This window comes from Methylobacterium sp. UNC300MFChir4.1, assembly GCF_900110155.1.
Lineage (GTDB): Bacteria > Pseudomonadota > Alphaproteobacteria > Rhizobiales > Beijerinckiaceae > Methylobacterium.
Genome location: NZ_FOCS01000006.1, coordinates 1 through 15,213 on the forward strand (window position 1 = coordinate 1; position 15,213 = coordinate 15,213).

Annotated in this window: 13 protein-coding genes and 1 rRNA gene; 5 read left to right on the top strand and 9 right to left on the bottom strand. The window is 71.5% G+C overall.

Annotated elements, in window-relative coordinates:
* Positions 1-317: ribosomal RNA gene (locus tag BMY19_RS10345) — 16S ribosomal RNA — on the bottom strand; the annotation flags it as partial.
* 672 nt (positions 318-989) lie between these two features.
* Between BMY19_RS10345 and BMY19_RS10350 the strand changes: the two genes are divergently transcribed.
* Both BMY19_RS10350 and BMY19_RS10355 read left to right on the top strand, forming a co-directional pair.
* Positions 990-2,756: a monovalent cation:proton antiporter-2 (CPA2) family protein gene (locus BMY19_RS10350; protein ID WP_100251635.1), complete on the top strand. Its 1,767-nt coding sequence runs from the start codon at positions 990-992 to the stop codon at positions 2,754-2,756.
* A gap of 375 nt (positions 2,757-3,131) precedes the next feature.
* Entirely contained in the window at positions 3,132-5,516 is a 2,385-nt protein-coding gene (locus tag BMY19_RS10355; protein ID WP_100251636.1) for a type IA DNA topoisomerase, read from the top strand.
* A 95-nt stretch (positions 5,517-5,611) separates the two neighbouring features.
* On the opposite strand, the gene BMY19_RS10360 is transcribed toward BMY19_RS10355, so the two are convergent.
* A complete protein-coding gene (locus BMY19_RS10360; protein WP_100251637.1) occupies positions 5,612-5,974 on the bottom strand; it encodes a DUF4186 domain-containing protein in 363 nt (120 codons plus the stop codon).
* Between the two features lie 66 nt (positions 5,975-6,040).
* Between BMY19_RS10360 and BMY19_RS10365 the strand changes: the two genes are divergently transcribed.
* Entirely contained in the window at positions 6,041-6,796 is a 756-nt protein-coding gene (locus tag BMY19_RS10365) for a DUF72 domain-containing protein (RefSeq protein ID WP_100251638.1), read from the top strand.
* A gap of 193 nt (positions 6,797-6,989) precedes the next feature.
* Here BMY19_RS10365 and BMY19_RS10370 read toward each other — a convergent pair whose 3' ends face one another.
* Positions 6,990-8,186 (bottom strand): FAD-dependent monooxygenase, encoded by a 1,197-nt coding sequence (locus BMY19_RS10370; RefSeq protein ID WP_100251639.1) that lies wholly within the window; start codon positions 8,184-8,186, stop codon positions 6,990-6,992.
* 515 nt (positions 8,187-8,701) lie between these two features.
* Here BMY19_RS10370 and BMY19_RS10375 point away from each other — a divergent pair.
* A complete protein-coding gene (locus tag BMY19_RS10375) occupies positions 8,702-9,286 on the top strand; it encodes a hypothetical protein (protein ID WP_100251640.1) in 585 nt (194 codons plus the stop codon).
* 129 nt (positions 9,287-9,415) lie between these two features.
* A complete protein-coding gene (locus tag BMY19_RS10380) occupies positions 9,416-9,709 on the top strand; it encodes a hypothetical protein (RefSeq protein WP_020094403.1) in 294 nt (97 codons plus the stop codon).
* 95 nt (positions 9,710-9,804) lie between these two features.
* On the opposite strand, the gene BMY19_RS10385 is transcribed toward BMY19_RS10380, so the two are convergent.
* From BMY19_RS10385 to BMY19_RS10410, 6 genes are all read right to left on the bottom strand, one after another.
* Complete coding sequence (locus BMY19_RS10385) at positions 9,805-10,155, bottom strand: hypothetical protein (protein WP_056531099.1); 351 nt, start codon at positions 10,153-10,155, stop codon at positions 9,805-9,807.
* Between the two features lie 469 nt (positions 10,156-10,624).
* Positions 10,625-10,849 carry a hypothetical protein gene (locus BMY19_RS10390; protein ID WP_244534885.1) on the bottom strand — a complete coding sequence of 75 codons (225 nt, stop codon included), beginning with the start codon at positions 10,847-10,849 and terminating at the stop codon, positions 10,625-10,627.
* A 315-nt stretch (positions 10,850-11,164) separates the two neighbouring features.
* Positions 11,165-11,677 carry a hypothetical protein gene (locus BMY19_RS10395; RefSeq protein WP_100251641.1) on the bottom strand — a complete coding sequence of 171 codons (513 nt, stop codon included), beginning with the start codon at positions 11,675-11,677 and terminating at the stop codon, positions 11,165-11,167.
* Between the two features lie 59 nt (positions 11,678-11,736).
* Positions 11,737-13,566, bottom strand: a complete 1,830-nt coding sequence (locus BMY19_RS10400) for a glycoside hydrolase family 15 protein (protein WP_100251642.1) — start codon at positions 13,564-13,566, stop codon at positions 11,737-11,739.
* Positions 13,567-13,643: 77 nt separating this feature from the next.
* Entirely contained in the window at positions 13,644-14,534 is an 891-nt protein-coding gene (locus BMY19_RS10405) for an SMP-30/gluconolactonase/LRE family protein (protein ID WP_056531092.1), read from the bottom strand.
* A gap of 55 nt (positions 14,535-14,589) precedes the next feature.
* Entirely contained in the window at positions 14,590-14,832 is a 243-nt protein-coding gene (locus BMY19_RS10410; RefSeq protein ID WP_020094409.1) for a hypothetical protein, read from the bottom strand.
* Between the last annotated feature and the right edge of the window lie 381 nt (positions 14,833-15,213).

Sequence of the window (15,213 nt, forward strand, 5' to 3'; positions counted from 1 at the left end):
TCCCGTAGGAGTCTGGGCCGTGTCTCAGTCCCAGTGTGGCTGATCATCCTCTCAGACCAGCTACTGATCGTCGCCTTGGTAGGCCGTTACCCCACCAACTAGCTAATCAGACGCGGGCCGATCTTCCGGCAGTAAACCTTTCCCCATAAGGGCGTATCCGGTATTAGCCCTAGTTTCCCAGGGTTATTCCGAACCAGAAGGCACGTTCCCACGCGTTACTCACCCGTCCGCCGCTGACCCCGAAGGGCCCGCTCGACTTGCATGTGTTAAGCCTGCCGCCAGCGTTCGCTCTGAGCCAGGATCAAACTCTCACGTTGAAGAGATTGATCTAAGCTGATCACAACTACTTGACAGAGGCTCACAATCATCCCGGCATCACTGCCCGGATGTGTGAGCTTCCGAAGCGTTAGACAGCTCGCTTCTCTCGTTGATCCGGCTCTCGCCGGACCCGCAAGGACAAGCGCCGTCCACGCTTCTCTTTCCCGTATTCACTTGTCAAAGAACGGCGCCTGTTTACACAAGTGCCATTTGAAGATCAACAAAGAACTACTCGGCGCTCGCCGAACGTTGCTTGGAGTCTTCAGTGGAAGTCCGTCCGAGCGGCCCGCCCTGGCCGGGCACCGCGTCGGGAGGCGCCGTATAGGGCGCCAGAAATCGGCTGTCAATCGCCCCTCTTCGTCGACCGCCGGACGCTGACGGGCGCGGTCGTCCGCCTGTGCGGACACCGCTCCCGGATCCGGCAGAGGCCCCGCGCGCAGAGACCCGTCGCCGCGCCAGCCTGCCAGCACACCCCTCCGTGATCCGGACGAGGGGCCACGCTCCGGATCGCGCGTCAGAGCAAGCCGCACGATGAGTGTTCATGGAAACGATCCGTTTCGATAGTTTCCATTTCTGATTGCGCGTGCTTCGCTCAAGATGGATCCATCGGCGCGACGTCGGGGCCTTGCACGGGCCGCGGGGCGCCAGTGCACCCACGGAAGGACCCCGCCATGGCTGTCGAAGCATCCGGTGCCGCGAGCGAACTCGTTCAGGTCGTCTCCCTCCTGGCGGCCGGCGTCATCGCCGTCCCGCTGTTCAAGCGGCTCGGCCTCGGATCGGTCCTCGGCTATCTCCTGGCAGGACTGGCGATCGGGCCCTTCGGGCTCGGCCTGTTCACGGACGCCCACGCCATCCTCCACGTGGCGGAGCTCGGCGTCGTGATGTTCCTCTTCATCATCGGGCTGGAGATGGAGCCGTCCCGGCTCTGGGGCATGCGCCGCGCGATCTTCGGGCTCGGCCTCGCCCAGGTGGGCGCCTGCATCGCCGCCCTCACCCTGGTCGGACTCGCCCTCGGCTTCTCGATCACCGTCGCCTTCGTGGCCGGGACCGGCTTCGTGCTGACCTCGACCGCGATCGTCATGCAGCTCCTGGAAGAGCGCGGCGCGCTCTCGACGCCGAAGGGTCAGCGCATCGTGGCGATCCTGCTGCTGGAGGATCTCGCCATCGTGCCGCTCCTCGCCGCCGTCGCGCTTCTGGCGCCGGGCGGGAGCGCCGCGAGCGCGACGGAGCGCGCGGTCACGGCCGCCATCGCCCTGCTCTCGGTCTGCGCGCTCGTCGCCGCGGGGCGCTGGCTGCTCAACCCGCTGTTCCGCCTCCTCGCCGCCGCCAAGGCGCGCGAGGTCATGACGGCCGCGGCCCTCCTCGTCGTGCTCGGCTCGGCCCTCGCGATGCAGCTCGGCGGCCTCTCGATGGCGATGGGCGCCTTCCTGGCCGGCGTCCTGCTCTCGGAGTCGAGCTTCCGTCACCAGCTGGAGGCCGATGTCGAGCCGTTCCGCGGCATCCTGCTCGGCCTGTTCTTCCTCGGGGTCGGGATGTCCCTCGACCTGACGGTGATCGCCGCGAATGCCGGCCTGATCCTGGCGGGCGTCGCCGCCTACATGACCGTGAAGGGCCTGCTCATCTACGGCGTGGCCCGGGTGCTGCGCGCCTCGCACGCCGAGTCGCTGGAACGCGCGGCCCTGATGGCGCAGGGCGGCGAGTTCGCCTTCGTGCTGTACGCGGCCGCCGCGAGCGCGGGCATCATCGACGGCACGACCAACGCCGTCCTGACAGCCACCATCATCCTGTCGATGGCGATCACGCCGCTGATGGTCGTCGCCTTCGATCGTCTCGGTCCCAAGGCCGTCCCGTCCATCGACGGCGTCGAGGCGCCCGAGGACCTCGTGGGCAGCGCCCTGATCGTCGGGTTCGGCCGCTTCGGCCAGATCGCCAGTCAGCCGCTCATAGCTCAGGGCTGCTCGGTCTCGATCATCGACACGAACCCGAGCAACATCCGTCTCGCCGAGGGATTCGGCTTCAAGGTCTATTACGGTGACGGCACCCGCCTCGACATTCTGCACGCGGCCGGCGCCGCGACGGCGCGGGCGATCCTGATCTGCGTCGACGACACCGCGATGGCCAGACGCGTCGCGGAGATCGCCAAGGCGGAGTTCCCCCTGGTGCCCGTGCTGGCGCGCGCCCGGGATCGCGAACACGCGGTCGAGCTGATCCAGGCGGGCGTGGCCTACCAGATCCGCGAGACGGTCGAGTCGGCTCTGCTCCTCGGCGAGCAGGCGCTCCTGACGACCGGAGCCGAGCCGGAAGCGGCCAGCGCGATCCTGGCGGAGGTCCGGCGCCGCGATGCGGAGCGTCTCGATCTGCAGGTCCTGGGCGGCATCTACGCGGGTCGGGACCTCATTCACGGCAACAAGCCCGGCTCGGCGCATGCGGCCGGCTAGGCCGGCGACCGGGCCTCGGTGCCGTGCCCGCTGAAGGCTTGCTGGTCTCGGCAGACAGCCGGGGCGGGCAACCCTCAGCGCGCGAGCGCGTGCCCGGAGCCTTCGGAGGACGGTGCGCGGGTCGACGGCAGCGCGCCAGCCACAGGCGGGGATCCGGCCACGGAGGCATCCCGGGTCGCCGCCGCGGGCGAGCCCGGAGCACGGGTACGAGCGCCGCTCCAGCATCGCGGCGCCGGCCGGTGTGCCTGGGGAGGGCGACACGCCGCCGGCTTCCCCACGGCTTCCCCTCTCGCGGCGCCAGTTGCATCCCGAGCCCGTCTGGAACAAAATGTGAACCCCGGGTCAGGCGCGGCGACAGCCGGAGCGGTCAGCGACATGTCATCTCCGAACTCCGGTCGCACGCTGTTCTTCTTCGAGAAGCCCTCGGCGATGCGCCAGTTGCAGCGCTTCTTCCGCTCGCCGAGCACGGTCTGCGTGGCCGCCGAGGGACACCTGCTGTCGGCCGAAGAGCCGGGCAGCATCCGGCCCGAGTGGAAGCCCTGGCGCTTCGACCTCCTCCCGATCGTCCTTCCCACGATCCCCGTCGGCTACGGCACGAACCGGTCCGGGCAGTCGCACGCGCCGAAGATCGCCGCGATCCGGCAGGCGCTGAGCGGCGTGGACCGCGTGGTCATCGCCACGGATCCGGGTCGCGAGGGCTCGATGATCGCGTGGGAAGTGCTCGAGCATCTCGGCTGGAACGGCCGGGTCGACCGGCTCAAGCTCGGCGCGCTCGACGAGGTCTCGATCCGACGCGCCTTCGCGGCCCTGGCTAAGGATCCCGCCTCGGGCGAGCGCGACTACGCCGCCTATCTCGAGGCGCTCTGCCGGCAGTACGAGGACTATCATCTCGGCCTGAACGGCACGCGGGCGATCTCGCTGCGCCTGCGCCCGCCCGCCTTCCGGGAGCCCTGGCGCTTCGGCGGCGTCCAGACGCCGACCCTCGCCATCCTGGCGGACCTGGAGGAGCGGATCCGGTCCTTCGTGCCGCAGGACTTCTTCAAGGTCGCGCTGCACCTTAGGACCCATGCAGGCGCGGAGATCACCCTCTGGCACGCCCCGAAGGAGCGGATCCTCGATGCGGCGATCTCTGAGACGATCCGGTCCGCCGCGGCGACGTGGTCGGGCCCTCTGGCGGTCGCGCACAGGGATGTCCGGCGCGCGCCGCCCCGGCTGTTCTCGAAGGACACCCTGGCGCGACGCTGCGCCAAGCGGTTCGGCTGGGACCCGCAGCACACGGCCGGCATCGCTCAGGACCTCTACGATCAGGGGTACCTCAGCTACCCGCGCACGGAGTCGGAGCACCTGCCCGAGGGCCAGGCCGGCGATGCCGCCGCGATCATCGCGGCCGTCACGACCGTCCTGACCGACCTGAGCACAGTCGTTCCGCGCGACGCTGCGCCGCTGATCCGTCGCGGCCTGAAGGGCCACTACGTCGCGGATCCGGGCGAGCACCACGCCATCGTGCCCCTGCGCAAGGCGCCCGAGCGCGGCCGTCTCAGCACCGATCAGTTCCGCTTGTGGGAACTCGTGGCGAAGGCCTATCTCGCCGCGCACCTGCCCGACGGGGTCGACGCGCGCACGAGCGTCACGGCGGATGTCGCGACACCGCTGGGCGTGAGGCGGTTCGCCGTCTCCGGCAGCGTCGTGCGCGCGCCGGGCTGGCGCGCGCTCTACGGCAGCGAGGCCGAGCTCGAAACGGATGCCGTGCCCGGCAAGACCAAGCGCGAGGCGGAAGCCACCGCCACCCGCCTGCCGCTCGTGACCGACGGCGAGGGCGCCTCCGCCGCGACGGCGGAGATCGCCACCGCGAAGACCGAGCCGCCACGGCGGATCACCCGAGGCGAATTGCCGGTGGTGATGGGCCGGCTGATCGACCAAGTGGACGATCCGGCCGCCAAGGGCGCCCTGGAGAACCCCGCCAACCCGAACGAGCCGAAGGGTCTGGGCACGGCCGCGACGCGCGACACGATCCTGCCCAAGCTCCTGAAGAGCCGCTACATCACGCTGTCTACCGGCAAGGATCCGGCCATCGAGGTCACCGAGGTCGGCCTGACCTTCGTCCGCGCGGTGCGCAGCGTGTTCCCGGCTTACGGAGATCCGGTCGGGCGCGCCATGTTCGAGGCGGAGCTCGCCGAGATCGGACGGGCGGCCACGCGCGCCGAGGCGGTCGCGCGCGCGACCGCCTTCCGCCAGCGCACCCGCGCCCGCCTCGACGACCTGATCGCCGCGATCGCGCAGGCGCCGACCGTCAGCCTCGATCCGAGCCTGATCCCGGCCGGTCAGGGCGACCAGCGGCCGCCGACGCCGGCCATGGTGGCGTTCGCCGTGAGCCTTTCCGAGCGGAAGGGCGTGACGCTGCCGCGTGGCTGCAGGAGCAGCATCAGCGTCTGCCGCGCGTTCCTCGACACCCATGCCGGGCCGCGTGGCGGACAGGAGGACGACGCCGGCCGCGCAGACGGCCGGCGGAGCCCGAGCGCGGCGATGGTCGGCTACGCGCGCAGCCTCGCCCAGCGGCGCGGCGTCCCGTGCCCTCCGGACGCCGAGACCGACTTCGACGCGTGCCGACGCTTCCTCGACGCGCACGCCGCGCAGCCGCGGCAGGGAAGGGACGAGGCGAGTTCCGGAGGGGCGAAGGCCAAGCGGCCCGCGGAGCGGGAGAAGCGGCGGGGCCGTGTGGCCCGGACGCCGCGACTGGCAGCGGCACGCCGCCGGGCCTGAGGCGCCCCGGCGGGAGTGACCGGATCGCGGCGTTCGTCCGCGACGCCGACTTTGCCCCGTCTCGGTGGCGCCGGCCGCCCGGCCTGGCGCGCGCCTCAGGCGGCCTTGGGGTCCTCGGAGCGCAGCCAGCGCGCGATCGCGGCGACCACGTGGGCCTGCTCGACGGCGGTCAATGCCCGGCCGGCGGGGATCGCGTGCCACTTGGCCAGGCAACCGCGGCAGCAGGTTGCCGTCGCGTGCTGCGCCGTGAAGACGGGATGACCGCGAAAGGGCGTCTGCTTGCCGTCGTTCCTCGGCTCGGCGGACGCGAGGCGTCGCCGCACGAAGTCCCGCGCGTGGTCCAAGACCGTCGGAAGCCCCTTCTCTCGCAAGTAGACCCGATCGGCGATCGCCAGCCGGAAGCGTCGCCGGAACGCGGATTGCGGGAGACGGTCGAACACCTCGTCGAGCGCTCGCATGCGCGCAGATCCCGGTCTACCGATCGCCGGTCGGGCCGGCATGGCTTCGGCCCCGAGCGGTATTCCATGCATCCATCAGACACCATCGCCGTCGGGACCGCGGGCTGGAGCCTGCCCAAGGCCTACGCGCCGCAGTTCCCAGAGGCGGGCAGCCATCTGGAGCGGTACGGACAGCGCTTTTCCGCGGTCGAGATCAACACCGCCTTCTATCGGCCCCATCGGGCGACGACCTACGCGAGATGGGCTGCGGCGGTGCCGGACGGGTTCCGCTTCGCCGTGAAGGTGCCGCGATCGATCACGCACGAGCGGCGCCTCATCGGCGTGGATGAGCCCCTCGCGCGCTTCCTCGGGGAGGTCACGGGCCTCGGGACAAAACTCGGGCCGCTGCTGCTCCAGCTCCCACCGAGTCTGGCCTTCGACAGCCCGTCCGCGGCGACCTTCCTATCGGGATTCCGGCGGCGCTTCCCGGGCGACATCGTCTGCGAGCCGCGCCACGCCACGTGGTTCACAGAAGATGTCGACCGCCTGCTCGTCGGCCTCGCGATCGCCCGTGTCGCGGCCGACCCCGCGCCGGTCCGGAACGCCGGCATGCCCGGTGGCTGGCCGGACCTCGTCTACTATCGGCTCCACGGCTCGCCGCGCATGTACTACTCGGCGTACGAACCGCGCGTCCTGTCCCGGATGGCCGAGCGCCTCGGAGCGCACAAGGCCCTCGGCCGACGCGCGTGGTGCATCTTCGACAACACCGCGGAGTTCGCCGCGATCGGTGATGCCCTCGACATGCTCGCGCGCGTCGAGACCCGACAGGGATCCGATTCATGAAACAACAGACATTGATCTCACAATTCTAGGGAGGACTTTCCCCCGCCGGCACAGCCGGTCTTGTCAGGAGAGGCGGCCCCGACAACGGACGCCGTCGTTCCTGAGCCAAGGTCAGACCCCGCAGTGAACCGAGCCGTGGCGATCCGAGCGCTCGATGTGGAACCGCCCGGAGCGTGTGTGCCGAGGAGCCGATTCAGGCCGATCGACCGACGTAAGCGGAGACATCGGGCTCCTCGGAGCGCCCATCGAACAGCTTCGCGGTGACGCGGCGAACGGCGGGCCTGCTCGCGACGTTCAGGGCCGCGTGAAGGAGACGGATGCCGATCCGCGTGCGCGGATTCATGAGCTTCGGCGCGAGCTTCGGGACCCCCTGCGCCTTCTCGACATAGGGGCGCATGACCCGTTCGTAAGTCGCGAAGGCCGCCGCGACCGTGTCGGTGCGCGCCAGCTCACCGGCCAGCACGCAGGCGCCGGTGACGGCCAGCGTCGTGCCGATGCCCGCGAGGGGCGTCGCGCACCAGGCCGCGTCGCCTGTGAGCACGACGCGTCCGGACGACCAGCGCTTCATCCTCACCTGGCGCAGGACGTCGACGTAGAAATCGTCCGCCGCGTCCAGGCCCGCCACGACGCGCCCGGCCTGCCACCCGGCGCCGGCGAACCGCGCCCGCAGGAACGCCTTCTGACGGGCGACATCCCAGTCCTGCTCGCCGCCGGGCGGCTGACGGAGCGTCAGCATCGCGCGCGTCGTGCCGTGCCGGTCCGGCCGCAGCGAGATGCTGCGGCCGCCCGTGGCGTTGAACCAGCGCCACATCCGGTCGTCGTCGGGGATTCGGGGAATCGTGAAGTAGGCGATGGTCAGATCCATCCAGCGCGGCGCGTACTCTCCGGGAAAGACGAGCTCGCGGGTCGATGAGCCGACACCTTCCGCCACGATCACCGCGTCGTAGCGTTCCGTCTCGCCGCCCGCGAAGGTGACGGCGACCGCGTCCCCGTCCTCCGCGACGCGGGCCACGCGATCGCCGAAGCGGTAGCGGGCCCGCTCCCGGGCCGGCTCGTAGAGAAGGCGAGCCAGGTCGCCGCGCAGGATCTCCATCTCGGCGGTCGGCCCATCACCCTCGGCCCCGGCGACGTCGAACCGCGCGGCGACCCGTCCCCGGCCGTCGATCCAGGCCGTGCCCTCCTCGCCGGTGCCGCTGGCGAGGGCGGCCCGTTCGAGGTCCATCCGGCGCAGCACCGTGCGACCGACGCCGCGCACATCGACGTTCTGCCCACCATCCCGGAAGGCGGGCGCGCGCTCGACGACGGTCACGTCGAAGCCGCTGCGGCCGAGCCACCAGGCCACCGTATTGCCGGCGATGCTGGCGCCGGTGATCAGGATGCGACGCGCCATACGGAAACCACTCCCGGGGACCCAACAGCGTCCGGCGCGACGGGTTGCCGGCGAAGAGCGCGGCTCTCCGCGGCGGGACGCTCCCGTCTCGGCGGTGCCGGCGGTGGGATCGCCACCCGGCCGTGCAGCGCCGCGGAGGCGCACCCGCTCCGACCCGCGGCGGCGCCGATCCCCTCGACAGGTCTCGCCGCGTGCCCAACATGAGCGCAACGATCGTGCCGATCATCCCGCGCGGGACGCGCGCGGAACTCGGTCTGGTCTGCTCAAGGCTGACGTGAGACCGGCGCAGGCAGGGATTTCAGGGCATGACAGGGGGACACGGAAGGTCCATCGGCGGTCCGGGCACTGGCGCGCGGTCGGGTGACGCCGGTGCGGAGACGCGCGGATCCGCTGCTCCGGCCCGCCACGCCGTCGCGCGGGCCGATGGCGGCCTCCCCGGTGATGGCCGCGCGCCCTGCGCGAGCCGGAAAGACCGGACCCGGCGAACACGGCGCGTCGGCGCGCTCTGCGCCCTGATGATCGCGGCGCCGACGGCGACGCGCGCCGAGCCGGTGGCGGCGCTTCTCCGGGACTGGACCACGGCCAACGGCCTCTGCCGCGGCGGCTCCGGCGACGATCCGCGCACGCAGGCGGCCTGCGAACGGCGCGACGGCCTCGATCGCCGGCTCGCCGCCGCGGGCTGGTGCCACGGACGCCCGGCCGACACCGGCGCCCAGAGAACCTGGCAGCCCTGCGGCGACGGCACGCGACAGCCTGCACAGGCCGGGACGGAGACCCCGCAGGGCGCGGCGCGGCGCGCCCTGCTCGATGTCGCCCGGGGCCCCGCGGAGGCCGGGCGGGGACAGCCGGTGCAGTTCGTCGTGCACGCCCTGAACCAAGTCGGCCCCTGGGCCTTCCTCTTCGCGCGGATGCAGCGGCCCGACGGCCGACCCCTCCCTCGCGCCGCGGACGATCTGGACTCGAACGACTACGCCGCGCTGCTGCGCCAGGACGGAAACGGCTGGCGGGTCGTCGACTTCGCCGTGGGACCGACCGACGTCGCGTGGGAAGGCTGGGACCGGCGCTACGGGGCGCCGGCCTCCGTCTTCGCGGTCCGCTGAGGTTCGTCCCCGCTGCATGAACGGAGAGACGCCCACGCGCCGACGCCTTCGGCTCTTCGCGGTCCGGCCGATCCGGGCGGCTGTCCCGGCGCCGGTGTCGGCTCCCGCCAGGACCCGGGAGGCTCGGGCATGATGGCCGCGCGGCGCTGGCTAAGCGCGACGGGGCTCGCGCTGCTTCCGACGACTTCCCAGGCCGCCCTGCCGCCGTCCTGGCAACGCGTGCGTGAAGTCCAGGCCGTCGCGGAGGCGGCCGCGCGAGTGCTGGGATCGCGTCCGATCGATGCAGTCGAGCGCGTCGACGGGGAGCGCTACCGCGTCCGGGCGGGTGACTGCCGGGTCACGGTCCGCGTCGTCGTCCGCCCCCGAGCACAGCCGGGACCGCAGGCCTTCGACGCGATTCCGGACGCTCCGGACTGCCCCTAAAACCGCCACGGGCTTCATCCCTGCGCCGCGGCGTCGAGCGCCGGAGAGGCCTCGGAGAGGTCGCGGCCGCGCACCCGCGGCGCGGCGCTCACCCATCAGACAGGCCGGCCCGGCGAGCCGGCGTGCATCGCGCCGATCACGGCGAGCAGACCGAGCAGAACCATGAGCACGGAGTAGTACTGCATCGGGATCCAGAACAGGGTGTGGCGCGGGCGCAGGATCACCGTCTGCCCCGTGCGCGGGTCGAGCAGTTCGCGGCCCGGCCGGCCGTTCAGCCGGGTGCCGAGCCACCAGTTGAAGCCGGCCGCCACCACCCACACCAGGATGACGCCCGTGGGCGTCGGGACGCCCAGGCGGGCGAGCGCCGGATCGAGCAGCACGCTGCCGATCAGGCCCGCCGCCGCGATCAGCGCCGTCAGCATTCCCCAGCCGGACCAGATGATCATTCCCGGACATCCCCTGTCTTGGCGAACGGTCCCGCCTCGCGGGACGCGGTTCCTCCGGCAGGCGCCGGCACGATGTTGCAATGGGCGGCCCAGTCGCGTTTTCGCCGGGTCGCGGGGATTGTCCGACGCCGAGACTGGTATCGACCGGCATCCCGCGCGGCCCGTCGGTCGCCCTCCCGGCCGCGATAGCCGCGGTGCAGATCGGCGGTCATCGGGGTTCGGGCGCGGGTCGGGTGGACGGCGAGGCTCATGCGATCGGCGGATCAACTCACGTCAGGCATCGTCGCGGGCGACACCTCGCACGGCCCGGTCCAGCCGGCAAGCTGACCCGTGACCGAGGGGCAGGATCACCGGAACGGCTGCACGGCCGTCTAGACGTTCATCGACGACCCTCTCGTCGCCGCTGACCAGATCCGTCGACGACCGGAGCGTCGGCGGCCCTGCCTCGCAATGCGCGAATACCGCTGATCTACCTGGAGCCGGACAATCCGAAGAGGATCGCCGCGCTCGCGAAAAGGAGCGGCGCCCAGAAATGGACCAGGCCGCCGCCGCTCCAGACGGAGAAGGTCTCCCGGCACCCCGTCGTGTTCATCGCACATCCCAGGGGGACGAAGTACATGAACCACACGAAGGTCGCGATGACGAGAAGTGTCCCGAAAATCAGCGCGGCGCCCCGCATCGACAACATCCTCATGCGCGCCTGGTCCGGGCGCGCTCCGCTACGGCCCGGGGCCACGATCGGATCCCACCCTGCCAGGACCGACGTCTCCTGTCGCTCCATGACGGGCGCGTCCGCGAGGTCCGCGTGAGAGCCGCGACAGGGATCTCGCGGGATCCGCGCCGGCGCGCACCGCGAGGCCGGGGCCACGCGCCCGTGACCGGCCGCGGCCGGAAGAGAGGCGCGCCGCGGATCCGGCCGGTCCGCTACCGGTGAGATGCCGCGGAGGCGGACGCCGGGTTGGGAAGGGGGCGAGCCCGGAGCGCCCGCGGCGGCCGTCCGGGCCTGGCGCTACCGCGGACCGCCGCCGCGCCGCCGCGCGATCTCGTGTCCCGCGCTGTCGAGGGCGCCCGACGGCGCGAGGCTGTCGTTCGGAACGGCCTGCATGCCATCGTGCGCGGTGCGCGAGGTCGGTCGCGCGAGACCGTGATCGCCGGCGGCCTGCTTCATCGCCAGCGCCCTGCGGGAGCTCGTGATCAGGCGACCGCGCGCCCGGGCGTTCCGCCTGCGCTCGCTCTCCTTGCTGGCGCGCTTCACCGCGGCTGCCAGCACCGCGGCCTTCCGGCGGGTCCCGGTATTGTCGGTCGCGGCGCGCGCCCCGGACGGGGCGGCCTTGCCGCGCAGCTCGCGGCGCTGCCGGCGGGAGATATCCCGCGCACGGTCGCGGCTTGCCCGAAGACGCGCGACCAGCTCCGCCAAGCCGCCGTCATCGGCCTCACCGAGCCTGGGGTGATGCGAGCGCGCGACGAGATCGGCCTCGTCCACGCTCAGGAGACGGGCTTCGTGACGGCTCGATCGGGACATGGGCACTCCTGTGCTGAATGAGGGGTGGCGACAGCGGACGGGCGGATGGCGGGCGGCGATCAGTCGGGGCCGCCCAGGGTCGGTGTCCGGCGCAGCGCCGTCTCGCGCAGGGACCGGTCGGCGTAGGTGCCCTGCACCGCCGCGCGACCGCCGTGGTCGAACAGGTCGAGCATCAGGGCGCTGTGGATGAAGCCGAGATGGCTGAAGGCCTGGGGGAAGTTCCCCAGGAAAGCGCCGTCCGGCGCGACCTCCTCGGCGTAGAGGCCGACGTCGTTCTGGAGGGCGCGCAGGGCGTTGAAGCGCAGCCGCGCCTCCGCGTCCCGGCCGAGCCAGAGCAGCGCGTCGACCAGCCAGAAGGCGCAGAGCAGGAAGGTGCCCTCGTGGCCGGGCAGGCCGTCGTCGTTCCGGTAGCGGTAGACGAGGTGGCCGTGCCCGAGGCGCTCGATGACGACGTCCACGGTCCGGGCGAAGGCGGCCTCGTCGACCGGGAAGCCGACCAGGGGCGCCATCAGCAGGGCGGCGTCGACGTCGTCACCGCCGAGATATTGCGGGTAGTAGCCGTCCCGGTGGATCCCCGGGCCGTTCACGCAGGCGACGATACGGTCGCGCTCCCGGCACCACGTCTCGCGCTGGCCGAACAGGCGGATCGCCCGGTCCAGGGCGACCCAGTTCATGATCGCCGCGTGGAGGTAGCGCTGCTCGGGCTTGCGCGGCTCCCAGAGACCGGCGTCGGGGCGGTGCCAGTGCGCGGCGGAGATGTCGGCCAGCCGGGCGCCGTGCCCGAGCATCGCCTCCGGGAGCGTGCCGCCCAGGCGTGTGTAGAGGTAGAGCAGGTCGAGCACCTGCCCGTACGCGTCGGCCTGATGCTGCTCGGCAGCCTCGTTGCCGGCCCGCACCGGCGCGCTGCCCCGCCAGCCCTCGAAATGCGCGATCGTGGTCTCGGCGAGGTCGGCCTCGCCCGAGACACTGTAGAGCGGCCGCAGCCGCCCCTCCGCCCGCGCGCAGAGGTCGGATACGAACCCGAAGAAGGCCTCGGCCTCACGCAGCATGCCGAACTTCTTCAGAACGTAGAAGGACAGGCACGCGTCGCGGATCCAGCAGAACCGGTAATCCCAGTTGCGGATCCCCCCGATCTCCTCGGGGAGGGAGGTCGTGGCCGCCGCGACCATCGCGCCGGTGGGCGCGTATGTCAGCGCCTTGAGCACGAGCGCCGACCGGATCACCTCATCGGCGAGCGGTCCCGTGTAGGCGGCGTCCTGCGTCCACAGCACCCAAGCCTTGCGCGTCCGCTCCATCAGGGCGCGCGCGTCCGGCGGGGCGTCCGGCTGGGCATCGCCGTAGAGGCTGAAGCTCCGCGCCTGCCCGCCCTCGAGGACGAACCGCGCGGCGGCCCCGGCGCCGTCCCGCACGAGTTCGACATCCGCGACGAGGCCCGGGCATCCCGGTGCCGTCACCCGGCCGCCCGCGATCTCCGGCGGCGCGAAGGACTCGGCGAAGCCCGCCAGCGGCCGGTAGGCGACCACCATCGGGACACGGCCCGACACGCCGCTGACGAGCCGGACCAGGAGCGGCCGGTGCGGGCCGCCCTCCGGCCCGACCATGAAGTCGTGCAGGGTCACGAAGCCGTCCGGGGTGGTGAAGGTGGTCTCCAAGATGTTGCTGCGGCTCAGGTACTGCCGCGCCGTCTCGTACCGCCCCTCGGGGCGGATGGAGAAATGGCCGCCGCGCCGGCGGTCGAGCAGCCGGGAGAAGGCCGGGTCGGCGTCGAAGCGCTCCAGGCAGGCCCAGTCGATCGATCCGTCGCGGGCGACGAGCGCGCACCCCTCGCAGTTGCTCAGGAGGGCGTAGGCTTCGATCGGCTGATAGGGGCGCTCGCCCGCGTCGGTCATGGAGTCTCCTGGGTGTTGCGCTTCGACGCGCCGGCTGAGGTCCGGCGAGGGCGGGCGAGAATTGCGGTCCGGCCTGGTCAGGCGCAGAGCCGGAAGGCCGGCTCCAGCAGCCCCCGCGCGCCCACGTCGATCAGGATCGTCCGGCCATGCTCCGGATCCTCGGCGCGGTCCGCCACGTCCATGCCCTCGTAGGCGGACGTGACCAGCAGGCGGTCGAGATCGCGTCCCGCGAAGGTCGGACAGGTCGGCTGCCGCATCGGCACCGACACGGTGCGGACCCGCTCGCCCGCGGGGCTGTAGGCGTCGAGGCAGCCGGCGCCGAAGCGCGCCGTCCAGATCAGCCCCTCGGCATCCACGGCGGCGCCGTCGATCGCGCCCTCGCCACCGCGGTGGTCGAAATGGATCTCGACCGGTCCCCGCGGCAGCCCGGTCCTCGGATCGAGCGGGACGCGGTGAAGCACGCCGACGTCGGTATCGACGAAGTAGCCGGTGGCGCCGTCCGGCGAGAAGCTGATGCCGTTGGGGATCGTCAGGCCGCCGAAGAGGCGGTGCACCTTCGTGCCGGCCACGTGATAGATCGAGCCGCGCCCCTTGGTGGCGTCGCGGTCCATCGTGCCGATCCACAGCGCGCCGCTCGGATGGACGCGGCCGTCGTTGGACCGGTTGTCGTGCAGATCCTCCTCGAGGGGGCAGAGCATCCGGATATCCCCGTCCCGGATCGACCGGACGTAGAGACCGTCCTCCGCCGAGAGCAACTGGTGGGCGCCGTCGATCGCCGCGATGTCGCTGACCTGGACGGGCAGGACGTGGACGAGCGCCTTCTGGGCGCTCGCGATCGGCTTCTCGAACAGGCGCGCTTCCAGGATATCGACCCACCACGCCGTCCCGGTGCGCGGATCGTAGCTCGGTCCTTCACCGAGGTGGCAGCGCACCTGGCTGAGAATTCGGATGTCGTGCGGAGGACGCAAATGCTCGTTCCCGTTCGTGTCGGTCGATGTTCGAGGCGGACCTGTCGCGACGGCGTCAGCACTTGTCGCAGACGCTGCCGAGGACCGCGTCGAGGTCCTTCTGCCGTCGCGTCCGTTCGCGCGGATCGTGCAGCGGCGCGGCCCCCGCGCCGGGCGGCACCGTCTGCCCCACCGACGAGCGGTACGGCGCGTTGATCGTGGTCTCAGGGCCGCCGCCCGTCCCCGTGAACGCGGCTGCCAGCGCCGCATGGATGCAGATAAACGGCGCGATCAGGCCGATGATCGCTCCACGAGTCATCGCTTGTCCGACAGTCATGGCGAGCCTCCCGATTCAATCTCCGATCCGATCTGCCTGCGCGGTGATGCGCGCCTCGTCCGCGGGGCGAGAGAAGACGACCGACGGGAGATCCACGATCGACCACACGGCCATCGGCGCACGGTTATTCCCCGCCGGCCCGCGACCGGCGCACCTCGCCAACCAAGAGGAGCGACGCCCTCTCCATGTAATCGTCATTTAATCCGCAGTCTCGGCAAAATCACCAACCGTGACTTCACGCATCATTTCGTGCCGCGATGGCAAAATAGATGGTGACATGCAATCGCGGAGTGCCCTCACGCACGCATCGGCGCGGATTAAACGCGGCGCGCAGTTCAGCGATGGATGTCGGGAAGGATCATC